The sequence below is a fragment of the Flavobacterium aquidurense genome (assembly GCF_002217195.1).
GTDB classification, from domain to species: Bacteria; Bacteroidota; Bacteroidia; order Flavobacteriales; family Flavobacteriaceae; genus Flavobacterium; species Flavobacterium frigidimaris.
The window spans coordinates 26,300-50,776 of sequence record NZ_MUGR01000006.1; the positions used below are offsets into that span (position 1 = coordinate 26,300).

Annotated in this window: 24 protein-coding genes; 10 read left to right on the top strand and 14 right to left on the bottom strand. The window is 33.6% G+C overall.

Features of this window, described 5'->3' with window-relative positions; all coding sequences use genetic code 11:
- Nucleotides 1-70: 70 nt before the first annotated feature.
- The 3 genes from B0A67_RS04580 to B0A67_RS04590 all read right to left on the bottom strand — a co-directional run bounded on the left by B0A67_RS04580 (nucleotide 71) and on the right by B0A67_RS04590 (nucleotide 2,519).
- A complete protein-coding gene (locus B0A67_RS04580) occupies nucleotides 71-922 on the bottom strand; it encodes a transketolase (protein ID WP_072964978.1) in 852 nt (283 codons plus the stop codon).
- Nucleotides 923-1,172: 250 nt separating this feature from the next.
- Nucleotides 1,173-1,472, bottom strand: a complete 300-nt coding sequence (locus B0A67_RS04585; RefSeq protein ID WP_072964979.1) for a hypothetical protein — start codon at nucleotides 1,470-1,472, stop codon at nucleotides 1,173-1,175.
- A 186-nt stretch (nucleotides 1,473-1,658) separates the two neighbouring features.
- On the bottom strand, nucleotides 1,659-2,519 hold the full coding sequence (locus B0A67_RS04590) for a polysaccharide deacetylase family protein (protein WP_072964980.1): 861 nt from the start codon (nucleotides 2,517-2,519) through the stop codon (nucleotides 1,659-1,661).
- A gap of 466 nt (nucleotides 2,520-2,985) precedes the next feature.
- Between B0A67_RS04590 and tgt the strand changes: the two genes are divergently transcribed.
- The 10 genes from tgt (at nucleotide 2,986) to B0A67_RS04640 (ending at nucleotide 13,232) form a co-directional block, all read left to right on the top strand.
- Nucleotides 2,986-4,116 (top strand): tRNA guanosine(34) transglycosylase Tgt, encoded by a 1,131-nt coding sequence (tgt, locus tag B0A67_RS04595; RefSeq protein ID WP_072964981.1) that lies wholly within the window; start codon nucleotides 2,986-2,988, stop codon nucleotides 4,114-4,116.
- 87 nt (nucleotides 4,117-4,203) lie between these two features.
- Nucleotides 4,204-5,292 carry an LptF/LptG family permease gene (locus B0A67_RS04600; protein ID WP_072964999.1) on the top strand — a complete coding sequence of 363 codons (1,089 nt, stop codon included), beginning with the start codon at nucleotides 4,204-4,206 and terminating at the stop codon, nucleotides 5,290-5,292.
- Nucleotides 5,279-6,166: a DMT family transporter gene (locus B0A67_RS04605; protein ID WP_072964982.1), complete on the top strand. Its 888-nt coding sequence runs from the start codon at nucleotides 5,279-5,281 to the stop codon at nucleotides 6,164-6,166. The genes B0A67_RS04600 and B0A67_RS04605 overlap by 14 nt, the downstream gene beginning before the upstream one ends.
- Before the next feature lie 112 nt (nucleotides 6,167-6,278).
- Nucleotides 6,279-7,232, top strand: coding sequence for an acetyl-CoA carboxylase carboxyltransferase subunit alpha (locus B0A67_RS04610; RefSeq protein WP_072964983.1), 954 nt, complete (start codon nucleotides 6,279-6,281; stop codon nucleotides 7,230-7,232).
- Between the two features lie 140 nt (nucleotides 7,233-7,372).
- Complete coding sequence (gene dnaB / locus B0A67_RS04615) at nucleotides 7,373-8,917, top strand: replicative DNA helicase (protein WP_072964984.1); 1,545 nt, start codon at nucleotides 7,373-7,375, stop codon at nucleotides 8,915-8,917.
- A gap of 132 nt (nucleotides 8,918-9,049) precedes the next feature.
- Entirely contained in the window at nucleotides 9,050-9,418 is a 369-nt protein-coding gene (locus B0A67_RS04620; RefSeq protein ID WP_072964985.1) for a hypothetical protein, read from the top strand.
- Nucleotides 9,418-10,047: a hypothetical protein gene (locus tag B0A67_RS04625; RefSeq protein ID WP_072964986.1), complete on the top strand. Its 630-nt coding sequence runs from the start codon at nucleotides 9,418-9,420 to the stop codon at nucleotides 10,045-10,047. The genes B0A67_RS04620 and B0A67_RS04625 overlap by 1 nt, the downstream gene beginning before the upstream one ends.
- A gap of 9 nt (nucleotides 10,048-10,056) precedes the next feature.
- Nucleotides 10,057-10,848, top strand: a complete 792-nt coding sequence (locus tag B0A67_RS04630) for a sensor histidine kinase (protein ID WP_072964987.1) — start codon at nucleotides 10,057-10,059, stop codon at nucleotides 10,846-10,848.
- A 112-nt stretch (nucleotides 10,849-10,960) separates the two neighbouring features.
- Nucleotides 10,961-11,626: a response regulator transcription factor gene (locus tag B0A67_RS04635; protein WP_072964988.1), complete on the top strand. Its 666-nt coding sequence runs from the start codon at nucleotides 10,961-10,963 to the stop codon at nucleotides 11,624-11,626.
- A 346-nt stretch (nucleotides 11,627-11,972) separates the two neighbouring features.
- Nucleotides 11,973-13,232: an asparagine synthetase B gene (locus B0A67_RS04640; RefSeq protein ID WP_072964989.1), complete on the top strand. Its 1,260-nt coding sequence runs from the start codon at nucleotides 11,973-11,975 to the stop codon at nucleotides 13,230-13,232.
- Here B0A67_RS04640 and B0A67_RS04645 read toward each other — a convergent pair whose 3' ends face one another.
- From B0A67_RS04645 to thrS, 11 genes are all read right to left on the bottom strand, one after another.
- The gene (locus tag B0A67_RS04645; RefSeq protein WP_072964990.1) at nucleotides 13,233-14,036 is read right to left on the bottom strand and encodes an endonuclease/exonuclease/phosphatase family protein; all 804 of its coding nucleotides are present in this window, start codon (nucleotides 14,034-14,036) and stop codon (nucleotides 13,233-13,235) included.
- Nucleotides 14,037-14,163: 127 nt separating this feature from the next.
- Complete coding sequence (locus tag B0A67_RS04650; protein WP_072964991.1) at nucleotides 14,164-14,439, bottom strand: hypothetical protein; 276 nt, start codon at nucleotides 14,437-14,439, stop codon at nucleotides 14,164-14,166.
- 60 nt (nucleotides 14,440-14,499) lie between these two features.
- On the bottom strand, nucleotides 14,500-15,168 hold the full coding sequence (locus B0A67_RS04655; protein ID WP_072964992.1) for a helix-turn-helix domain-containing protein: 669 nt from the start codon (nucleotides 15,166-15,168) through the stop codon (nucleotides 14,500-14,502).
- Between the two features lie 10 nt (nucleotides 15,169-15,178).
- Complete coding sequence (locus B0A67_RS04660; protein WP_084074679.1) at nucleotides 15,179-16,930, bottom strand: ATP-binding protein; 1,752 nt, start codon at nucleotides 16,928-16,930, stop codon at nucleotides 15,179-15,181.
- Nucleotides 16,931-16,932: 2 nt separating this feature from the next.
- The gene (locus B0A67_RS04665; RefSeq protein ID WP_072964993.1) at nucleotides 16,933-18,657 is read right to left on the bottom strand and encodes a tetratricopeptide repeat-containing sensor histidine kinase; all 1,725 of its coding nucleotides are present in this window, start codon (nucleotides 18,655-18,657) and stop codon (nucleotides 16,933-16,935) included.
- Nucleotides 18,658-18,819: 162 nt separating this feature from the next.
- Nucleotides 18,820-19,254 carry a carboxymuconolactone decarboxylase family protein gene (locus B0A67_RS04670; protein ID WP_072964994.1) on the bottom strand — a complete coding sequence of 145 codons (435 nt, stop codon included), beginning with the start codon at nucleotides 19,252-19,254 and terminating at the stop codon, nucleotides 18,820-18,822.
- Nucleotides 19,255-19,331: 77 nt separating this feature from the next.
- Nucleotides 19,332-19,904, bottom strand: a complete 573-nt coding sequence (locus B0A67_RS04675) for a Crp/Fnr family transcriptional regulator (RefSeq protein ID WP_072964995.1) — start codon at nucleotides 19,902-19,904, stop codon at nucleotides 19,332-19,334.
- A 150-nt stretch (nucleotides 19,905-20,054) separates the two neighbouring features.
- Nucleotides 20,055-20,399, bottom strand: coding sequence for a 50S ribosomal protein L20 (rplT, locus tag B0A67_RS04680; RefSeq protein ID WP_041515545.1), 345 nt, complete (start codon nucleotides 20,397-20,399; stop codon nucleotides 20,055-20,057).
- 100 nt (nucleotides 20,400-20,499) lie between these two features.
- The gene (rpmI, locus tag B0A67_RS04685; RefSeq protein WP_022827375.1) at nucleotides 20,500-20,697 is read right to left on the bottom strand and encodes a 50S ribosomal protein L35; all 198 of its coding nucleotides are present in this window, start codon (nucleotides 20,695-20,697) and stop codon (nucleotides 20,500-20,502) included.
- Between the two features lie 133 nt (nucleotides 20,698-20,830).
- Nucleotides 20,831-21,382: a translation initiation factor IF-3 gene (gene infC / locus B0A67_RS04690; protein ID WP_072964996.1), complete on the bottom strand. Its 552-nt coding sequence runs from the start codon at nucleotides 21,380-21,382 to the stop codon at nucleotides 20,831-20,833.
- Nucleotides 21,383-21,404: 22 nt separating this feature from the next.
- Nucleotides 21,405-23,351 (bottom strand): threonine--tRNA ligase, encoded by a 1,947-nt coding sequence (gene thrS / locus B0A67_RS04695; RefSeq protein ID WP_072964997.1) that lies wholly within the window; start codon nucleotides 23,349-23,351, stop codon nucleotides 21,405-21,407.
- Nucleotides 23,352-24,477: the final 1,126 nt, after the last annotated feature.

Genomic DNA, 24,477 nt, shown 5'->3' on the forward strand with positions numbered 1-24,477 from the left:
TTTTTTTGCTGTACGCAATAGGCTGTAGGCAATAGGCATAAAGCTTACTGCTTAAGGCTTAAAGCTTTTTTTAATAATCGATTTGATCTGCAGAATAGTTTTGAGCCAAAGCACTTGCCAATTGATCATTGTTAGGTGCTTTACCATGCCACGCATGAGTGTGCATCATAAAATCAACTCCGTTACCCATTTCAGTATGTAGTAAAATACAAACTGGTTTTCCTTTTCCTGTTCTTGATTTAGCATCAGTCAGACCTGCGATAATAGCATCGATGTTGTTTCCTTCTTTAATTTCAAGAACGTCCCAGTCAAAAGCTTCAAATTTAGCACGGATACTTCCCATTGCTAAAACTTCGTCAGTAGTACCGTCAATTTGTTTTCCGTTAACGTCGATAGTTGCAATTAGATTGTCTACTTTTTTAGCAGAAGCATACATGATTGCTTCCCAGTTTTGACCTTCTTGTAATTCGCCGTCACCATGTAAAGTGTAAATTAAATGATTGTCCCCATTTAATTTTTTAGCTTGAGCAGCTCCAATTCCTACAGATAAACCTTGTCCTAATGAGCCAGAAGCTATACGAACTCCAGGTAAACCTTCATGAGTGGTTGGATGTCCTTGTAAACGTGAGTTTAATAATCTGAAAGTTGCAAGTTCTGAAACAGGGAAATAACCGCTACGTGCTAATACGCTATAAAATACAGGAGAAATGTGGCCATTAGAAAGGAAAAAGATGTCTTCTCCAATTCCGTCCATATCAAAACCTTCTTTACGCTCCATAATGTTTTGGTACAGAGTTACCAAAAATTCAGTACAACCTAGTGAACCACCTGGGTGACCTGAGTTGACAGCATGTACCATTCGAAGAATATCTCTTCTTACTTGGATAGTTAAATCGCTTAATTGTTGTGTGTTAGGCTTCATTTTATGTGTAAAAGTTAAACTGGTGCAAAAGTAATTTTTATTTTGCGGGCTGACAAATGATTTTTCGCTTTAGTTTGTTGTAATTGTTAAATTATAGCCCTTTTTTTCGTAGATGTTAAAAATAACTCTCGAATATTTTTGTTTTTTCGAATGAGAGAGTAGAATTGCTTTGTCTTTTATTGAAAAAGCATAAAAAAAGTCCCGAAAATTGGGACTTGTGAATTTATTCAATTTAAGATGATGAAGATTTTTATTCGGTATCGCCTTCGCTATAGAAATTGTTTTCTTCGTCTTCAGAGCCTATTTCTTCTTGTTGATCATCAAGCTCAGAGCCTGGTATATCTAGATCGTTGCCAAGTTTATCACTGTTTTGTTTCCACTCATGATTGTCCTGGCTGATCGTTTTTTCAGTTGAGATTTCTTCAGGATCGATGTCTTCAAGTTTGTCTTCATTATTGTAAATGTCTTCTGAAGCAGGATAATCTAATTCTTCCAGATTTTTTTCGATTTCATTTTCGTCTGCTGGTTTTTTTTCTTCTGAATTTATCATGATTTTTCTTTTTTTAATAGTGTCCTATAAAGTTATGAAAACTACGATTTAATATTGTTATAGTTTTTAAATCAGAAAGTTGTAGTATTCACATCATTTGATTTGAATTCCAATTTTTAAAAACCTAAATTCCAAATGAAAAATGATTTTGCATTTTGATAATTATTTCATTTTCTAATGGATAAATTATCTAATTCCCTTAATATCGCTCCAGGTAATCAACTGAATGTTGTTTTCTTTTAGTTTTGATTGGCATTCCTCACTAGTGAAAAAATCAAAATCGGTTTGGCGCCATGCTGAGCCAAAGTTAGGGTGATGAATTGTGATGCCCTGCATCTCGAAATCATCAAAAGCCGGGTGCAGCAGAAAAACATTAAATCCGGGCTTAATGTTGTCTAATGCCTGTGCGTAAGAATGTCGTAATTCTCCTTTTTCGAAATCAGAAAAATGTCCAATTAAAAGATTATCGGCCAAAAGGGTATTTTCAAAATTGTATTTATCGTCAGACAAACGGATAGATTCAACGAATTGCTGGTTTATGAAAACGGGTAAATTGTATTTTGTTCCGAGTTCTTTATAGAGTTCTAAAATGTCTGGCGTAACGCCTGCGCTGCACATGTGAGAGTCGAGATGCGTTGGGCGAATTCCGAATTGTAATGCTTTTTCGATTTGGGCGGTAAGTTCTTTTTTTATTTCTGATAGAAGTGCATTGTTTTTGAAATCGGCTCTGGTTTTATAAAAATAACCGTTTTGATCGACTAAACTCGAAACTTCTGCGATAGGAAGAACGGGGCCAAACTTATAATTTTCCCATTCGCAAGTCAGGGTAAGGTGAACGCCGCAATCGTAATTGGGATTGTTTTTGGCAAATGTTGCCATTTCATAAAACCACGGACAAGGCACCATTATGCTGTAGGAGTTGACGGATCCGCTTTGAAGTGCTTGTATAGTGGCCTGATTTTCTGAATGGGATAATCCGGCATCGTCAGCATGAATTATTAGGAGTTTTGCGTCTTCGGGATGTCCTAGTTTTTGGGCTAAATTCATTTTGTTTGTTTTGTTTATTTTGTTTTTGTTGGAAGAATAAATGGTACGCAGATTTAAACGGATTTTTATTTTGTTATTCAGATGGTTTTACTTTGCGAGTGCTTCGACTTTGCTCACCTTTACAATTCCGACTTTGTCTGACAATTTCAAACTACTCAGCCGGATAATAGTTTTATTCAAATTTAAAAATTTCTGGTGGAAATGTCGGGTCTTTTTTTGCGTTAGGGATAGAAGCGAAAAGCCCACAGCCTGACGAAGGAAGTGCGAGGACTTGTAGCGGATAGCCCGACCGAAGGGAACGCCCAAAATATTTAAATTCCGATTTTTAAAACTCCAAATTCAAATTTGTTTTGTGTCAGCTTTTAGGTTGGTGAAAATCATTATCTCATTTTCTAATTGACAAATTATCTAATTGATTAAATTTTCCTGAAATTAGCTTACCTTTGCCGACTGAAAAAAGAAACAGATGAAGTTTGATTTATTGAAAAAAGATCCGCAATCTAAAGCGAGAGCGGGAAGTATTACTACAGATCATGGTGTAATCGAAACGCCTATTTTTATGCCTGTTGGAACGGTTGCATCTGTAAAAGGAGTACACCAGCGTGAGCTAAAACAAGATATAAATCCGGATATTATCCTGGGAAACACTTATCATTTATATTTACGTCCGCAAACTGAAATTCTTGAAAAAGCAGGAGGATTGCATAAATTTATGAATTGGGATCGTAATATTTTGACTGATTCTGGTGGATATCAGGTGTATTCTCTTTCGAATAACAGAAAAATTAAAGAAGAAGGTGTAAAGTTTAAATCGCATATTGACGGTTCGTATCACTTTTTCTCACCGGAAAGCGTAATGGAAATTCAACGTACCATTGGAGCTGATATTATCATGGCTTTTGATGAGTGTACGCCTTATCCTTGCGATTACAGATATGCACAACGCTCGATGCACATGACGCACCGCTGGTTAGATCGTTGTATCAGCCATTTGGATAAATTGCCTTTTAAATACGGATACGAACAAACATTTTTTCCTATTGTTCAGGGAAGTACTTATAAAGATTTACGTCAGCAATCTGCTGAATATATTGCCAATTCAGGACAACAAGGAAATGCAATTGGAGGTTTGTCAGTTGGAGAACCTGCTGAGGAAATGTACGCGATGACCGAAGTGGTTTGTGAAATTTTACCGGAAGATAAACCACGTTATTTGATGGGAGTGGGAACTCCGATAAATATTTTAGAAAATATTGCGTTAGGTATTGATATGTTCGACTGTGTAATGCCAACTCGTAATGCGAGAAATGGTATGTTGTTTACAGCAAACGGAACGATCAATATCAAAAACAAAAAGTGGGAAGATGATTTTTCTCCAATCGACGAAATGGGACATACTTTTGTAGATACTGAATATACAAAAGCGTACTTGCGTCACTTATTTGCAGCTAATGAATATTTAGGAAAGCAAATTGCCACGATTCATAATCTTGGTTTTTATATGTGGTTGGTTCGTGAAGCCAGAAAACATATCTTAGCTGGAGATTTTAGACCATGGAAAGAAATGATGGTTAAAAATATGAGTCAAAGACTATAAAAATAGTTTCAAGTTTCAGGTTTCAAGTTTCAAGTTCTCACTAGAACCTGAAACTTGAAACCTGAAACAAAACAAACAAAAAAATATATGCTGACGATAATAGATAAGTATATTTTAAAAAGATATTTAGCCACTTTCTCGGTGATGATCTTATTATTTATTCCAATTGGAATTGTAATTGACGTCTCTGAAAAGGTGAATAAAATGCTGGAAAATAAGATTCCGTTTAGTGCAATTGCGATCTATTACTACAACTTTACCGTTTATTTTGCAAACTCTTTATTTCCAATATTTTTATTCTTATCTGTAATTTGGTTTACCTCAAAACTGGCTAATAATACGGAGATTATTGCGATTTTAAGTTCAGGAATTTCATTTACGCGTTTTTTGCGTCCGTATATTATTGGTGCATCTATTGTTTCGGTATTTGTGCTTTTAATGGGGTTTTTTATTGTTCCTGCGGCAAGTGAGGGATTCAATAACTTTAGATATACGTATCTGAAAGGGAATGGGAAAGTCGAGATGCGAGGCAATAATACAAACGTGTACCGACAGATTAATGATAACGATTTTATTTTTGTAAATAGTTTTAATGAAGAATCAAAAACAGCTTTTAATTTTACATTAGAGCATTTTGAAAAAGATCAGTTGACCTATAAAATCACGGCAAGCCGTATTAAATGGGATCCGAAAAAGAAGACCTATACTTTATATGACTACACGAAAAGAACGCTTGGGGAACTGAACGATAAAATAGAGAAAAGTCCTGAAAAGAATGTGCCGTTCAAATTTGAATTGGCAGATTTGACTCCTGTAGTTTATATTGCTGAAACCCTTCCGTTAGGAAAATTGATCGATTTTATTGAGAAAGAACGTAAGAGAGGCTCAGGAAATATCAATACTTATTTAGTGGTGCTTTATAAAAAATACAGCGTACCGGTTTCAGCTTTTATCCTAACCATAATTGCGGTGGCAGTTTCTGCAATGAAACGCCGTGGCGGAATGGGAACGAATCTTGCGATTGGAATTGCAATTGCCTTTTCATTCGTGTTTTTTGATAAAATATTTGGTACTCTTGCTGAAAAATCTACTTTCTCACCCTTATTAGCTGTCTGGTTTCCGAATATGGTTTTTGGAGTATTGGCAGTTTACTTATTACGTAATGCGAAACGATAATTTAAAAAGTTATTTAAATCTTCATTTAATTGTTTTTATCTGGGGATTTACGGCTATTCTTGGAGCTTTAATAACGATTGATGCTGAAAATTTAGTTTGGTTCAGAATGCTGCTTGCAGGAGTTTTTCTTGCTGCATTTATAGTATATAAGAAGCAGTCTTTTGTTATTTCGGCTACTTCTTTTGCTAAGTTAATTTTTGTTGGATTATTAATCGCACTCCATTGGATTTTCTTTTTCAGGGCGATTCATGTTTCTAATGTTTCTATCACGCTTTCGATATTTTCGTTAGGTGCTTTTTTTGCCTCGTTGTTAGAACCGCTTTTTTATGGTAGGAAGATCTTATTTTACGAAGTTTTTTTTGGTCTGATTATTATAGGCGGATTAGCATTAATCATGCAGGTCGAAGTAAAATATTTACACGGAATGTACTATGCTTTGGCATCGATTATTCTGGGGGTTTTGTTTACTCTAATGAATGGGAAGCTGATTTCAGATCATGAACCGTCAGTGATTACCTTTTATGAGTTTGGGGCAGGAGTTTTCTTTATTTCGATTTATTTTCTGATACAGGGAAAATTCACTGCAGATTTTTTTACAATGTCATTAAATAATTGGCTTTTATTATTGCTTTTGTCCTCAGTTTGTACGGCCTATGCATTTACGGCATCAGTAAAAGTAATGCAGAAATTAAGTCCGTATACAGTGATGTTAACGACTAATTTAGAGCCCGTTTACGGAATTATGCTGGCTTATTTTATTCTGGGAGGAAAAGAGAAAATGAGTACAGAATTTTATATTGGCGCCCTGATTATTGTGATTACAGTGATCTTAAACGGCGTTTTTAAACATTATAAAAATAAGAAAGAAGTGTAATAATTTCCTTATTTTTAAATTACATTTTTATATTTTAAATACGATTTAATCACACCAATGATATAATATTTTTATATTTGCGGTTCGATTTACAAACAAAATTCAAAAATCCATGGAATATTTAGATTTTGAGCTTCCAATAAAAGAACTTGAAGAACAGTTACAAAAGTGTGTTATAATTGGAAAAGAATCTGATGTTGATGTAACGCCTACCTGCAAGGAAATCAACAAAAAATTAGTAGAAACTAAGAAAGAAATATACAAAAACCTAACAGCCTGGCAACGCGTTCAGCTGTCAAGACATCCAAACAGGCCTTATACCTTAGATTATATCAGAGCTATTTGCGGAGATACATTTTTAGAACTTCACGGAGACAGAAATTTTAAAGATGATAAAGCTATGGTTGGCGGATTGGGAAAAGTAAACGGTCAGTCGTTTATGATTGTTGGTCAGCAAAAAGGTTTTAATACTAAAACACGTCAATACCGTAATTTCGGTATGGCAAACCCGGAAGGATATCGTAAAGCTTTGCGTTTGATGAAAATGGCAGAGAAATTCGGAATTCCGGTTTTGACTTTAGTAGATACTCCTGGTGCATATCCGGGACTTGAAGCTGAAGAAAGAGGACAAGGAGAAGCAATTGCCAGAAATATTTTTGAAATGGTTCGCTTGAAAGTGCCAATTATAACGATCATCGTTGGTGAAGGTGCTTCAGGAGGAGCTTTAGGAATAGGTGTTGGTGATAAAGTATATATGTTAGAAAACACCTGGTACTCGGTAATTTCACCGGAATCATGTTCTTCTATTTTATGGAAAAGCTGGGAGTATAAAGAACGTGCTGCCGATGCTTTAAAATTGACTTCATCTGATATGAAGAGACAAAAATTAGTAGATGATGTAATACCGGAACCATTAGGCGGAGCACACTACGACCGCGAAACTACTTTTAAAACAGTAGCGGAATACATCACCAAAGGATATAATGAATTGAAAGACTTATCAACAACTGACCTGATTGCCCAAAGAATGGACAAATACAGTAAAATGGGGGAGTTTAAAGAGTAAATTCATGTAAAATGATTTAAAATCCGAAGCCTTACAGTTTCGGATTTTTTTTTGGTTATGAACAAAACAGACTTATTTATAAACAATTAATAGTTATAACTCGATAGCAATTTTTTTTTAAATTTTGCTACTTTCGCTATATGGAAAATTTCAAAAATGTAAATCCTGCAAAGGTAAATAAACCCTCAATAATTACTTTAGAAAAAGGAAAACTTCCTCCGCAAGTTCTTGATTTAGAGGAGGCTGTGCTTGGGGCTATGATGATTGATAAAAAAGGAGTTGATGATGTAATTGATATTTTACAAGGGGATGCTTTTTATAAAGAGGCACATAAATATATTTTTGAAGCAATCGTTCAGCTTTTTACCGAAACACAGCCAATTGACTTGTTGACGGTTTCGACTCAGTTGAAAAAAAATGGAAAATTAGAATTGGCTGGAGGTGATTTTTATTTAATTCAGCTTACACAAAAAATTGCATCTTCGGCTCATATCGAATTTCACTCACGTATCATTCTTCAAAAGTTTATTCAAAGAAGTTTGATTCGTATTTCGACTGAAATTATCGAAGCGTCTTATGATGAAACTGCGGATGTTTTTGATTTGCTTGATCAGGCCGAATCAAAACTATATGAAGTAACACAAGGAAATATTAAACGTAGTTCTGAAACTGCTCAGAGTTTAGTACTTCAGGCCAAAAAGAAGATTGAAGAAATTGCAAAACAAGAAGGTTTAAGTGGTGTTGAAACCGGTTTTACGAATCTGGATAAACTGACTTCAGGATGGCAGCCTTCAGATTTAATTATTATCGCGGCGAGACCTGCGATGGGAAAAACTGCTTTTGTACTTTCGATGGCGAGAAATATTGCTATTCAGTACGGGCACGGAGTGGCTTTGTTTTCTCTGGAGATGGCATCGGTTCAGCTGATCACGAGGTTAATTTCGTCAGAAACAGGATTGTCATCAGAGAAATTGCGTACAGGTAAATTAGAGCCACACGAATGGACAATGTTAAGTACCAAAGTAAAAAACTTAGAAAAAGCCCCTTTGTTTATTGATGATACACCATCACTTTCTATTTTCGATTTAAGAGCAAAATGCCGTCGTCTGGTTTCACAGCACGGTATTAAGATTATAATTATCGATTATTTGCAGTTGATGACTGCCGGAGGAAATAATAAAGGAGGAGGAAATCGTGAGCAGGAAATCTCGACCATTTCCCGAAACTTAAAGGCCTTAGCAAAAGAGTTAAATGTTCCGGTAATTGCACTTTCTCAGTTATCACGTGCCGTTGAAACGCGTGGATCCAGTAAACGTCCGTTGCTGTCGGATCTTCGTGAATCCGGGGCGATTGAGCAGGATGCTGATATTGTGTCGTTTTTATACCGACCTGAATATTATAAAATTGAAGAATGGGATGATGATGAAGCATCGCCAACTGCAGGTCAGGCAGAGATCATGATTGCAAAACACCGTAATGGTGGTATCGAAAACATTCGTTTGAAATTTATCGGACACCTTGGAAAATTTGATAACCTGGATGATTTCTCAGGAAGTTATGATGACTTGCCATCTAAAATGAATCATGAAGAAAATCCATTTATAACTAAAAACCTGCCATCGCCTAATGAAGCTTTTGGCAGCAATTTAAATGATGACGATGACGACAGCGATGTTCCTTTTTAATCAAACAATTAAGCCTCTTTAAGAGGCTTTTTTTATGTTCAATTGTTAATTTTTTTTGATAAAATTCAGTAGTTTAGCCAAACAATTGATTCCAGCAATTGTGATTAATTAATTAACCAAAAACAAATTATTATGGCAGAAGAAAAATTTCCCGGAAAAATTGAAATCAGTTTAGCTGTTGGTAAGGAATGGTCAAAAAAGTACAAAGATTCTCCGGAAGGGAGAGCTAAAGATGCAGTAGATGCTTACTTAGTGCCTTTAGAGAGTTTAGAAGCAATTTTGAAACTTAAAGAATCTTTAAAAATTGATGCAGCCCGAGCTTATAAAGGAGTTAATGAGCTTGGAGAACAAACGTTAATGTTTGTAGGGGCTAAATTAAATGAAAAAACAGGTATTTATGAAGATGTCTTTGCTGATGGAGATGGTGATTTAGGTACAGCTGTTTTGTATGATGGAGCCAGACCATGTCCTCCTTTTGGTGATCCAACAAATCCTTTATAATGACCGATCTGGTAATATATTCGGCTTATTTTATTTTATTAATAAATGTAGTGCTCTATACATATAGCTTTTTCCAAACGGAAAAAGCTAATGTTTTTTTAGTCCTTTATCTTGCATTTGTTTTTGTCATGCAATTAACTCTGGAATTGATGTATCATCTTGCAATGAAGAATTTATTTGCTATAAATATATTTTTTATCGGTCAGATGATTTTATTAGGCTTATTTTTCAGATCAATTTTAAAAAATAAAGAGCAGAAAAATTTTGTAAGCTGGAGTCTGGTTTCAGCTCTTTTAGTTTTAGGAATTCAGTTGTGCATTGATGTAACTCAGTTCTTAAAATTTAATTTATTCGCCATTACAATTACTTCATTATTAATAGTTGTTTATGCCTTATTGCACTTCTATAATATGCTTACCAGTAATAAAGAATATTATTATCTTACAATTGGTGTGATTTTTTATCTGTTGACGAGTACAATATTATTTTTAGTAGGTAATTTGACTATTGGTTTAAGTAATGAATTCAAATTAATGAGTTGGACTTTAAACGCATTTTTGATTTTGGTCTATTATCTTTTTATTTTATTTGAATGGAAAGTTAGTTTTAGTCTTAAAAGAGAAAATTAATACTTAAATATGGATACAAGTCTGGTTTATGAAAAAGAAATTGTTGCTATAATTCTCTATACATCATGCTTTTTTATGGTTGTAGCGGGTTTTTTAATTGTCTTTTTTTATCTGTCCAGAAAAAAAATCATTCAGAAAGAATTAGAAAAAAGAGATTTAGAAATTCATCTGCACAAAGAACAATTACATGCTGTCATTATGACGCAGGAAGAGGAGCGAAAAAGAATAGCCCAGGATCTGCATGATGATATTAGTTCTAAACTTAATATTGTCTCATTGAATGCACATTTGCTTTCTGCTCCTAACCTAACCGAAGACGAAACAAAAGAGATTACTGAAAATATCATTAATCTCACAGCAAAAGCCCTTGAGAATTCCAGAAAAATTGCCCACAATTTACTGCCGCCGGTTTTCGAGAAATTTGGACTTAATGCCGGTATAGAAGAATTATGTGAAGAATTTGAGAGTGGCAAATCTGTAAAAGTAAAATATATAAATGATATCGAATTCGATGACAGCGATATTGATCGTCATTTGCATGTTTTTAGAATTTTACAGGAATTGATGAACAATTCATTGCGCCACGGAAAAGCAACGCAAATTTGGATCGCTTTTAAAAATGTAAACGGAACCAATACCTGTAATTATGAAGATAACGGAGTTGGATTTGATAATAAAAACACTGAAAATCAGAAAGGATTAGGAATGAAAAATATCGATAGCAGAATTTCATTTTTAAACGGAACAATGAAGATCGACTCTGAAATAGGAAGAGGTATCACCGTAAATTTTACTTTTTAAGTTAAATAGAACAAATAAAAGGGCGTTTTTCCTAATATATTAAGGCTCTTAGACTATTTTTCGTTTCATATTTTGTAATTTCGGCATACCAAACGACCAAAATCAAATAAAAATGAGTGCCGCTATTAAAATTGCTTTAGTCGATGACGAAGTTTTATTCCGTAAAGGAATTTCTTTTTTGTTGCAAAGAGAAGATAATATCGATATTATTTTTGAAGCATCCAACGGAGAGGAACTGCTTTCTAATTTAGAAGACACTATATTCAAACCCGATATTATTGTGATGGATTTAAAAATGCCTGTTTTAAATGGTGTAGAAGCCACAAAAATCATCCGTAAATTATATCCTGAAATAAAAATAATTGCTTTAACAAGTTATGATACAAAATCATTTATTGCAAATATGATTCAGGTTGGGGCAGTTGCTTATTTAATAAAAAATACAACTCCAAAGGATCTGATCCATACCATTAATCAAGTCGCAAAAAAAGGTTTTTATTATAACGAAAGTGTTTTAAAAACAGTTCAGGAAACAATTGTTTCGACTAAAAATTCAAAAGGAAATTTAGAAACAAGTTTTCTTTCTCCCCGCGAAATAGAAATACTACAGCTTATTTGCCAGCAAAAAACGACCACAGAAATTGCTGAACATCTTTATTTAAGTCCGAGAACCGTAGAAGGACATCGTAACAATTTATTATTAAAAACAGAATCCAGAAATATTGCCGGATTAGTGGTGTATGCGATTCAGAATGAAATTGCAGTTCTGACAATTTAATTTTAGCTTGTTAAAAATTGAATTGACAATACATAATACAAAATAATACTGAGTACAAGTAAACATAAGCCTATTTTTTGCATCACATTAAATCCCTTTGGTTGGTTATTACTATCATTAAACTTCATGGTTTTGGTTTTTCATTGATTAGTTTGATGATCTGGGATAGCAAATGTAGCAATAATATGTCTCCGGCAAATAGGTGTTTTTACCTGATTTTATAAAATAAAGAATTTAGATTTTACAAACGTTAAATTCGATATTTAACACTTATCTCTTTATAAAACACCTGTATCTATTGTGTTTTTTAGTGCTTCCTTTATATCTTTACTAAAATAATTTTCTAATGAGTAAGAGTTTAGCTTATATTTTTATATTTCTACTTTCATTAACTGCTAAAGCATCGTTCATCTTAATTCCGATGGACGAAACGACACAACAAAATCATCTAAAAGCTTACGGAATTACCTACTGGTGCCTGAGTAAAGATTATAAGGCAAGCTGGCTGCTTAATTATCGCGGCGGTTCATTTTTGTTGCCTGATGCAGACGAAATTCGCAAAGAATGCAAGATTAGAGGTGTAAGTTTTGAAGTACTTTCAGATAGTGAAGAAGCTTCGATCTTAAATGATATTTCAAGTCCGTCTCAAAATATGGAATCTGTTATTCTGGAGAAAGCACCTAAAATTGCAGTTTATACCCCAAAAGGAAAACAGCCCTGGGATGATGCTGTAACATTAGTTTTGACTTATGCCGAGATTCCTTTTACACCCATTTATGATGAAGAAGTTTTAAGTGATCAATTGCTGCTTTATGATTGGTTGCACCTGCATCATGAAGATTTTACCGGACAATACGGAAAATTTTATGCTGCATATAAAAATACACCCTGGTATATTGAGCAAAAGAAAGATGCTGAAGCTTTAGCAACAAAATTAGGATATAGCAAGGTATCACAGGAAAAAGGCGCAGTGGCTAAAAAAATCAGAGACTTTGTAATTGGTGGAGGTTTTATGTTTGCCATGTGTTCTGCAACGGATAGTTTTGATATTGCACTTGCAGCTGATGGTGTTGATATTTGTGAAGCAATGTTTGATGGAGACGCAAGTGAATCTAATTACCAATCTAAATTGAATTATGGAAATTCATTCGCTTTCAAAGATTTTACGTTAGAAAGAAGACCTGAAGTATACGAGTTTTCAGATATTGATATGACCTTGAAACGTCGAATTCCTATGGAGAAAGATTATTTTACTTTAATGGAATTTTCAGCAAAATGGGATCCAATTCCTAGTATGTTATGTCAAAATCATACGCAATTGGTAAAAGGTTTCATGGGACAGACAACATCATTTGATACGGCATTAATCAAATCGAATGTTTTAATCATGGGAACCTGCGAACTTAATGGCGAGTCAAGATATATTCATGGCGAAAAAGGAAAAGGTATGTTTACTTTTTTTGGCGGGCACGATCCGGAAGACTTTCAGCATCAGGTTGGAGATCCTCCAACAGTTTTAGATTTACATCCAAATTCTCCGGGTTATCGCTTGATTTTGAATAATGTTTTGTTTCCTGCAGCAAAAAAGAAAAAGCTTAAAACATAGTTATTTCAAAGAAAATTCAAACCAGATAGGAATGTGATCAGAAATTCTGCGGGCTTCTTTCAACGAATTGAATGTTGTATAAAAGGGGACTGTACCGGAATTGATATAGGTCACAGAGTCTGTTTTATAAAACATATTGTCAAACTCAGATGCTAAACAAGTCGCACTGATACATTTTTGTTTTAGTGTTGTTTTTTGATTTTGTAAAATAGGAGCGTATCCCATTTTTTTCAACGGATTAAAAACGTTGTGGGATTGCGGGCAGTTAAAATCTCCCGTAAAGACTAAATTTAAATTGGGATATTCGAGAGGTAAAAATTTAAAGTATTTAATTTCTGTTTCCGGTTGCCTGCTTTTTGTTATAGCATGGTAATTAACCAGTGTTATTGTCTTTTTATTGATTTCGAAAGTCGCAAAAAAAGGTTCACGGTCAATTTCTAAATGATACTTTTTTTCTAACCATGTGTTGCCCTTTAGCTTTGCTTTGTCAGTTTTCCAGAGAAACGCATAACGTTCCGTTTTATAGCTGGTACCGCTTGTGGGATCGCTAATTGCATAATCCCATTTAGAACCTTTTTCATTCAGCACCATTGCAAGTTTTGCGACAGCCTGAGCGCCGCCATATCCGGCAACAACTTCCTGAATGGCTATAATGTCATAAGCTGCAATAGTGCCGGCAATAAAATTTAATTCAGATTCAGATTTTGATTTGCCAAAGTTTTCTAAATTCCAGGAAAGGACTTTAGTCTGTGAAAAGGTAAGGAAAGTAAAAAGTAAGAGAACAAAACTTAAAAGATATTTCATGCTGTATTTAAAAATTCAAATATAAGCATTTCAAAATTTTGCAATAATTGTTTCTACTTTAGTTAAGAAATTTCTAAAGATAAAAAAATGTAGCCCTTTGAAGTTGTTTTTTGAAGAAGCTGTAGATTTAGTGTTTTTTATATCTGTTTTTTAATGCAGTGCCAATAATTATTATTTGCAAAACAAGTAGAGCAGGTATAAATATAATTTTCCAATCAACTTCCAGCCATCCTGTTTTTTCTGAAACGAAAGCAAAACTTAATGATAGGAAAAGGCAAAGTAACATCGTTTTCATTATAATTTTATTTTTGGTGGTATTAATTTTTGTGATAAAAACTTGTTGAAGTTTTTTACCAAAACTAATTTTAGATTTAGGTTTCATTAGCTGGTCAATAAATTCCATACAAAATTAAATTTATTAAAAATCATTTCCTTACGGGAATCCGTAAAAGCGTTATAAAATTTACACCAGTCCAAAATCTTTGGCGATAGCAATGAGATGTACATTATTGTTTGCTTTAAAATATATTTTTAGTTTATTAATTCGTTTTTCAATACTGCTAGTTCCGTTTGGAGTTATTGAAGAAGCCTTAAATTCACTGGAGATATTCTCTAATATGTACCCCTGAGCTAAAAGCTTTAAAATTGAAATGTCGTAAGATTCAATTTCAATCAAAGCCTTATCATTAAAACTAAAAGATAAATCTGAAGAAAGTATTTTTTCTTCATTTCTAAACGTTCCCTCAATAGCTTTTTTCAATTCACCAATGCTGTTTCTTCCTTTAGATACATAGGCATTAATTCCTAAATCATAAAAAAGAGATTTGATGCGATACGATTTATCTTCTATCGAGAATATAATTTTTTTTATTTTTGGCTGCACCTTATTAATTGCTTCAATAAGTTCCTCACCATTTGAAAGCTGCACATTACGATGATCAGACTTAAAAGACAAATCACTTATGACTAAATCATAAGGTTCCTTTTCGATCAGGGCCTTTTTTATTTTCAACAAACCATCGTCACAATATTTAACGTGATCAATTGTAGGAATTTTTAAGTCTTCAAGTACTTGAATAACTGCGATACTTATGCTGTCTAAATCTTCGGCAACTAATACTTTTTTGAACATATTATTGTGTTTATAAAGGGAATGAGAAGCTTAATCGAAAGCCTTTTTCTAAATTATTGTCAAAAATAATATTTCCATTTATAGTTTTAATACGGCTTTCCACATTTTGTAGTCCGATTTTTAAATTTAATGCTTGATTTTTAGTTCCAAGCCCGTTGTCGTTATAAATTACAGTCAGATTTTTGTTTATAATTTTAAAAGAAACACTTACTAATGTTGCTTTACTATGTTTTTTCATGTTCGAAAATAATTCTTGTAAGATTCTGTAAAGAATTATTTTCTTATTCTTTTCAATTTCATTCCAGACAACCAAATCGAATCCGTTCAATATAATATTTACATCAGAAGTTTGGTAGCCGGAAATCATTTCCTTTAATGCGATACTAAAATTATTGTCAGTAATAATAGGACTATTTTCTTTAGAGATATTTCGGGTTCTTGAATAGATATTATCCAGATTATTCAATAAAAGCTCTTTGTTCTCTTCCTGTTTAAGATCTGTGGTTTTTGCAAAATTTAATGTATTATGAACATCATGAGCAAGTTCATCATGTAATTTTTTAGAAATTCGCATTTCACTTTCAAAGATGGCACGATTCTTTTCTTTTCTTCCTTTGGAAGTTAAATAGAAATAGAGCAAAAGACTTAATGATGTAGTCAAGAAAATAATGATATAAGAGATGATTTTTCGGTTGTTTTCTCTTTCAGATTTTAATTCATTTTCTACTTTTTGCGCTTTTAGCTGTAAATTTTCAAATCTATCTTTATCAGCGTAGTATTTAATTCGTGCGAATTGATTTTTTGCCTTTTGTCTTGCTTTGGCAATGCTGTCAGCAAGGTGAATAAAACTTGTTGAGTATTTTTTTAAATCATTTCCCTCGCTTGTTTTACTCAGTACTTTTAAACTTTGAAGTTTATTAGGCGCATCATTTAATCTAGTTGCGATCATGTAGGCTTTTTTAGCATAAGATTTGGCTATTGACCGGTTGTTTTCCTGAAAATATTCAGCAACATGTAAGTAGCTGTATAAAAGCGCGTAATAATTGCGTATTTGCAGTTGTATTTTTATACTTTTTTTATAACAATCTAATGCTTCAGGTTTTCCCTGTGCATAATAACAAAGTCCCAAATCATCTAGTATTCTGGCCTGTTCGTAATCATTTTCTTTTTTATCATTTTTGCAAACTATTTTAATTTTTGATAACTTAATCAATATGCTTTCTGCCAGTTTAAATTTTTTTTGTTTTATATATATTTGGGAAATACTATTTAGAACTCTGATTTTTCTATAATAACTAGTGGGTAAGTGCAAAGCTTTTTCGTAGTATCTCAGAGCATTGTTATAATCATAAGTATAATAGTAATTGGCACCAAATTGTTCGTAGACATTAGCCGAAAATCTTGGCTTTTTTATTTTTTTTAAATATGGAAGTGTTTTAGTTAATAATACTTCAGAAGCAACATAATTACCTTGAAGTTGTTCAATACTTGCCATGCAGGTAATGGCGTAAACATAATCTATGTAGTGTGTGGTGGTATCGCAAAGTAATTGTGCTTTGTTATAATAATAATAAGAACTGCTATAACTCCTGTCTATGTCGAAAAGGAGGTCAGCTTTAGCTAGAATCGTTCTTATTTCAGTTTTGCTATGTTTTCTTTTAACCTGATTCTCAATTTTTGAGGATTTTAATAAATAAAGGATTATTCCCAGTATTAAAAATGTTAGAATTGCTAAAAGATATTTTAAAAATATTTTTCTCATTTTTATGCTGGAAATTTAATAAAGACTTTAAACCCTTTGTCAGCTACAGAATCAATTTCAATTTCTCCTTTTATATTTAAGATTCGATTTTCAATATTATGAAGTCCGTTTTTGAATGTAATGTTATTCAGATCAATCCCTTTTCCATTATCCGTATAATTGATGATAATATTTTTTTCCGAAGTTTTAAAATGAATTCCCACTAATGAAGCATTACTATGTTTTTTCATATTGACAAGTAATTCCTGTAAGACTCTGTAAATGGTCGCTTTATTGCTTTTTTCAATATTCTGCCAATTGACAGAATCTAATCTGTTTATTGTAATACTAGTATTTGGAGTACCAAATCCGGCAATCATTTCCCTTAATGCTGAAACGTAATTTTTATCGGTAATAATGGCACATTTTTCTTTCGAAATATCCGCAGTTCTGGAATATATAGCCTCTAAATTGTTTATTAACTGAACTCTGTTCTCGGCTAAAGCTAAATTCCTGCTTTCTGCAAAAGCCATAGTATGATAGATATCGTTCGCAAGTTCGTCATGTAGCTTTTTTGCCATTCGTGTTTCGCTGTTATAAGTAGCTTCAATTTTTTCTTTATTCCCTCTTAAAGTCAAATAGAAATAGAGAACCGTGATTAAACTTAAGCTTAAAGCGATAATAATGTAGGAGATTGTGTTTCTGTTCTTTTGTTTTTCGATTTGTAATTCGTTTTCAGCCTTGTACGTTTTCAGCCTTAGATTTTCATTTTTTTCTTTTTTCGAATCATATTTAATTTTAGCAAATTGGTTTTTGGCTTTTTGTTTTACTTCAAAAATGCTGTCGACTAAATTGACATATAGAATCGAGTGTTTTTTTAATTCTTTATCAGAACTATTCTGGATAATTAGTTTGAGTGAAGAAAGCCTTTCGTCGACATTGTTGATAATGCTGAACTGCTCATAGCTTAATAGCATGTATCTCTTGGCTAAAGCAGGATTGCTTTTTTTATGAAATTTCGCAAAATGAAGATAACTTTTTCCTAAATCAAACGGCCATTTATTTCTTTGTCTTATATCAAGACTTTCGTTTAAGTAATACTCCGCTTCTTTTAAGTTATTTGTTTTAAAATAACAAAAACCTATATTGTCAAGAGCTTTGGCATAAAATTGATCATTGCTCGTTACTTCTGTTTCTTTAATTAGGGAAAGGAGAATTTCAAGTGATTCACGGTATCTTTCTTCTTCCATCAGAATCACTGCGATATTATTCTGGGAAGCTAACTTTTGCCAGGTTTTTATTTTTAATTCTAAGGCTTTTTTATTGTAGAGTAATGCGTTTTTATAGTCGTACGTATTCAGGTAATTAATACTTAAAGTCACATAAGTATTCCAGGCGAGGTCAGGATTTTTTATATGTTTTAGATAAGGTATAGCTTCAGTAATTGTAGATTCACTTCCAATATAATCCCATTGGGATTGCTGAATGTCCGCCATTCTGTTTATTGAGCCTATGAAGTTTTCTGTATCTGTTAAGGGGTTACATATAAATTTTACTTTATTATAATAGTAGAATGCGCTATCAGATTTTTTCGCATCATAAAAACGATCTGCGATAATAATAAGCTTTTCTATTTCAGGTTTTGTGCTTTTTTTGCTTGTGTTTTTTCTGCTTTTTTGCTGGCAGGAAACAAAGGCTAAAAAAGCAAGAAATGTAAATATAAAGAAGCGCATTATATGTTGTTTCATGCGCCAAAAGTAAAGAATTTAAGTGCTTAAAAAAGCGTACAAATACGGTATTTTGTTCAATTAAAAAAAAGTTCTGTAGCTTGATTTAGAGTGATATACAGACGTCGAACATGAGTTTGTAAGTAACGTCTGTATATAAAGGCAAAATTTGCGATTTCAAATTTACACAGCTCTCAATCCTGTTGCTATTGCCAGTCTGTTCCAGGAATTAATAGTGATAATAACCATGATGATATCGGCTAAGTATTTTTCGTCAAATAAGCTGGCAGCATTTTGATAGACCTCTTCAGAAACATGATTGCTAATCATTGTAATTTCCTCTGTCAATGCTAAAATTGCTTTTTCTTCTTCAGTATAAACATCAGCTTCACGCCATGCATTTAATAAATAGATACGTTTTTCTGTTTCTCCATATTTTCTGGCATCTGCAGTATGCATATTGATACAAAAGGCACAACCGTTTATTTGTGAGGCACGAATTTTTATCAGCTCTTTATGAGTAGAAGTTAGCGAAGTGCTGGCATTATACTTTTCTAAATTCATTAAAGCTTCGTAAGCTTGCGGAGCAACTGTTGGGATAACGATTCTTGGTTTCATTTTACTTGTTTTTTAAAGTTGATACAAAGTTGAGGCAAATCTCCTTTAAAAAACTTGAACTACTTCAAGAAATCGGGCTATACTTTTCCAGCCCTTATTTTACTCATAAATTCAGCAGAGAAATCGAGATAGGAGGCAAGCATGTATTGCGGAACACGCTGTACAAATTCAGGGTTCAGGTTATTAAAGTGATGGTATCTTTCCTCTGCTGACATTGTAAACAAAAACTTAATACGCATTTGTGCCGCTCCAAATGATTTTTGTGCAACTATTCTAAAGTAACGCTCCAGTTTTGGAACCTGAAGTAATATAGCTTCCAATGTTGTTTTTTCTAAGGCAATTACCTCTGACTTCTCGACAGCTTGTATGTAGAAATGAGAAGAAATGTGATTATGATAACTCAGATAATCTGTAATCCACCAATTTTCGATCCCAAATTGAAGAGTTTGTTCCGTTCCTTTAGAATTTATAATGTATTGGCGCATACAGCCTTTTATGATAAAATACAATGTATTGCAGATCTGGCCCTCCTGTAATACCAATTCTTTTCTTTTAATAGTAAAGACTGTCAAACAAGATTCTAAAAGTTCTGTTTCTGCAGGATCTAATGTTACAAACTTTGCTATATGTTGCAAAAGGGCTTTGTGCATGTTTCTGGTTTTGATGTTATGCAAATGTAGTTCTTAAATTTAATTCCGGTAATTAGAATTTGCAACCCGTTATAAAAGCAAAAAGCCATTCGTGTAAACGAATGGCTTTTCTATGATAAGTAAGTAATCTAAATTGAGTTTATAAAACGTTTATTTTACTTTGTTAAGTATTGCTTTGAAAGCTTCTGGGTGATTCATTGCTAAATCTGCAAGAACTTTACGGTTCAATTCGATTCCGTTAGCTTTTACTTTCCCCATGAATTGAGAATAAGACATTCCTTCCAATCTGGCTCCAGCGTTGATACGTTGAATCCATAATGCACGGAAATTTCTTTTGTTTTGTTTTCTATCGCGGTAAGCGTAGCACATTGCTTTCTCTACTGCATTCTTAGCAACTGTCCAAACGTTTTTACGTCTACCAAAGAAACCTTTGGCTTGCTTCATTATTTTTTTTCTTCTTGCTCTTTTGGCAACTGAATTTACTGCTCTTGGCATAATTTTAATGTGTTTTTGTAGCAGGCGCCCTGAATTAAATCAAAGGAACTTAAAAGCCATACTCCAAGGTTATATAAATAATTTTTAACCTAAAGAATTATTAGATAATTCTTAATTGTTGTTTGATGCTTTTCATATCTGTTTTGTGAACTAGCGCTGAATGTGTCAAAGCTAATTTACGTTTTTTAGATTTTTTAGTCAAGATGTGACTTTTAAAAGCATGCTTTCTTTTAATCTTTCCAGAACCAGTAACTTTGAAACGTTTCTTGGCGCTAGATTTTGTTTTCATTTTAGGCATTTTTCCTAGTGTTTTAATTTATTCTTACTTACTTATATTTTCAAAAGCTTTAGGCTTTAGGCTTTAAGCTTTAGGCAAAAGTTTACAATAACAGTTTGCTTAAAGCTTAGAGCTTATTGCTTATAGCAAATAATTATTTTTTCTTCTTCGGAGCAATGAACATAATCATTCTCTTTCCTTCCAAAACTGGCATAGCTTCTACTTTACCATACTCTTCAAGATCTGTAGCCAAACGTAGTAATAAAATTTGTCCCTGATCTTTATAGATAATAGAACGGCCTTTAAAGAAAACGAATGCTTTTAATTTAGCGCCTTCTTTCAAAAACTTCTCTGCATTTTTTCTTTTAAATTCGTAATCATGCTCATCTGTCTGAGGACCAAATCGAATCTCTTTTACTACAACCTGTGTCGACTTTGCTTTTAATACCTTATCACGTTTCTTTTGTTCGTAAACAAATTTCTTGTAATCCATGATTTTACAAACCGGCGGCTCAGCGTTTGGCGAAATTTCAACCAAATCTAACTCGAACTGATCTGCTAAACGTAAAGCTTCTGCAAGCTTAAACACACCTGGTTCGATGTTCTCGCCTACTAGTCTTACTTCTTGTACACCACGAATAAGGTTATTTATTCTGTGTGCATCTTTTTTTTCTACTCGAGGTTGGTAACCTCTGTTGCTTCTTATTGCTATGACTTTATAATTTAAGTTAAACTGTAAAAACTTTTAATGTCTTTTTTATTTCTTCGTTTACAATAGCGACAAATTCATCAATTGTAACTGTAATATTCCCTTTTCCTTCTTGTCCGTGACGACGGATCGAAATAGTTCCGTTTTTCTCCTCTTCCTCACCTACAATAAGCATAAACGGTATTTTTTGCATTTCAGCATCTCTAATTTTCTTGCCAATAGTCTCGCTTCGGTTGTCAATTAGGGCGCGAATTTCGTGATTTTCTAGCAAATCTAAAACTTTTTTAGCATATATTTCGTATTTCTCGCTCAAAGACAAGATTATAGCCTGTTCCGGCATTAGCCAAAGTGGGAAATTTCCTGCTGTGTGTTCTAGTAAAATTGCAATGAAACGTTCCATAGATCCAAAAGGAGCTCTATGAATCATAACAGGGCGATGTAATTCATTATCAGCACCTTTGTAAGTTAGTTCAAAACGCTCAGGAAGGTTGTAATCCACCTGAATAGTTCCCAATTGCCATTGTCTTCCTAGGGCATCTTTAACCATGAAGTCAAGCTTCGGACCGTAAAAAGCAGCCTCGCCATATTCTACTACAGTATTAAGTCCCTTGTCAGCCGCAGCATTGATAATGGCATTTTCAGCTTTTTCCCAATTTTCATCAGAACCAATATATTTATCTCTGTTTTCCTTGTCTCTTAACGAAATCTGAGCAGTAAAGTTTTCAAAACCTAATGAACCAAATACATAAAGTACCAGATCAATTACTTTTTTAAACTCCTCGTCCAATTGTTCCGGAGTACAGAAAATATGCGCATCATCCTGAGTAAACCCTCTCACACGAGTTAAACCATGCAATTCTCCGGATTGTTCGTATCTGTATACAGTACCAAATTCAGCATAACGCTTAGGTAAATCTTTGTACGACCAAGGTCTTACATTATAGATCTCACAGTGGTGAGGGCAGTTCATAGGTTTCAATAAAAACTCTTCGCCTTCGGCAGGAGTATGTATTGGCTGAAAACTATCAGCGCCATATTTTGCATAGTGTCCAGAAGTAACGTAAAGTTCTTTCTGACCAATATGTGGAGTAACCACTTGTTCATATCCGGCTTTCTTTTGAGCTTTTTTCAAAAATTGCTCCAAACGATCTCTAAGTGCTGCGCCTTTAGGTAACCATAAAGGTAGTCCTTGTCCAACTTTCTGAGAGAAAGCAAACAATTCAAGTTCCTTACCTAATTTACGGTGATCACGACGTTTCGCTTCCTCTAGAAGTTCGAGATATTCAGTCAAATCTTTTTGTTTAGGGAAAGAAGTTCCGTAAACACGAGTCAACTGTTTATTTTTTTCGTCACCTCTCCAGTATGCACCTGCAACGCTCATAATTTTAAAAGCCTTAATGATACCAGTATTCGGGATGTGTCCACCTCTGCATAAATCAGTAAAAGTAGCATGATCGCAAAAAGTAATAGTGCCGTCTTCAAGATTCGAAATCAATTCAGTCTTGTAAACGTTATCTTTATATAATTCTAAAGCATCCGCTTTGCTAACCGGACGCATTTTAAATTCATGTTTGCCTCTTGAGATCTCAAGAACGCGATCTTCGATCTTTTTAAAATCAGCATCTGTGATTTTCTGATCTTCAAAATCTACATCATAATAGAAACCGTTTGAAATTGCAGGTCCAAGAGTTAGTTTAATTCCGGGATACAATTCCTCAAGTGCTTGTGCCATGACGTGCGAAGTTGAGTGCCAGAAAGCTTTTTTACCTTCCGCATCATTCCAAGTATATAAAATAAGACTACCGTCGGTCGTCAATGGAGTTTCGGTTTCAATTGTTGTACCATTAAAAGATGCAGAAATCACATTTCTGGCAAATCCTTCACTAATGCTTTTTGCAACCTCCATCGGAGTTATGCCTGAAGCAAACTCTCTAATTGACCCGTCGGGTAAAGTAATCTTAATCATTGTTTATAATTTTGTGAATGCAAATATAACGCATTACAAAAATACATACAATATATATGTACATGTTTATGCTATAATATATTTGAAGAATTTAGATCTTGATCTCAATGCTGGTTTTTGCTCCTATTATATATAGGAGGTAATTTGTCCTGCTAAGTTAGGTCGAAGTCTATTCGGTGTATTCTTGGGATTTGGAATTTGCGGATTTGAATAAGGAGCTATTTCCTGCTGTGCGCTGCAATCTTTTGTTTCTCCCGATAGCTATCGGGATCGGCACAAAAGGATTTCCGCTTCCATCAGGGCTATGGCAGTTGTTTTTATAAGAAGTATATCTATATATAGGAGGAAAAGAAACTTTGTGTCTTGCTGACTGCTCAAAACCAATCAAACGAATAAAAATGAAACTTTGTGCCTTAGTGCCTTCGTGGCAAAACCGGCTAAAGCTATAAAAGCTGTTATGAAGCATTGTTGCAAAGTAATCGAAAAACCACCCAAAAAGCTGTGAAGTCTATAAAGACCGACTGTCTTGCATGGCTGGTATTGCTGAAAACACAATAGACTTCAGAAAATTCCTTAAAAGACAAAAAATGATGATGCTCTAATATTGGTGTTATCAGAGTGTTAAGAAAAAGTTTCGAAAAACATTGAAATTATATAATGAAAAGTCTTGTAAATGTAAATAAAGGTGGTACTTTTGCACCCGCAACAACGACAGACGTTCACTGAAATACTGGTAAGAGAGATTAATTAAAAGGAAAATTTATTTTCTGAAAAAGATTAAAAAAAGCTTGCGAGATTTGAAAACAGATGTTACATTTGCACCCCGCAAAACAACGGAAGTTCATTGAGATATTGGTTAGGAAATGAGGAGAAAAGGAAAAGAAATTTTCTAAAAAAAACTTCAAAATTTACTTGCCAGTTGAAAATAAATTTTCTACTTTTGCACCCGCTTTGAGACACAAGCGAAACAAAACAGAAGACACGTTCGTAGACATATTGAATTGACAGCCGCTTTAACAGAGATGTTAGAGCAAAAGAATAAAGAGTAAGATAATCGAGAGATTAGAAAAGAACCGATAGAGACTGATTCGAATAACAATACGATTTGGATTTAATTCAGATCAAC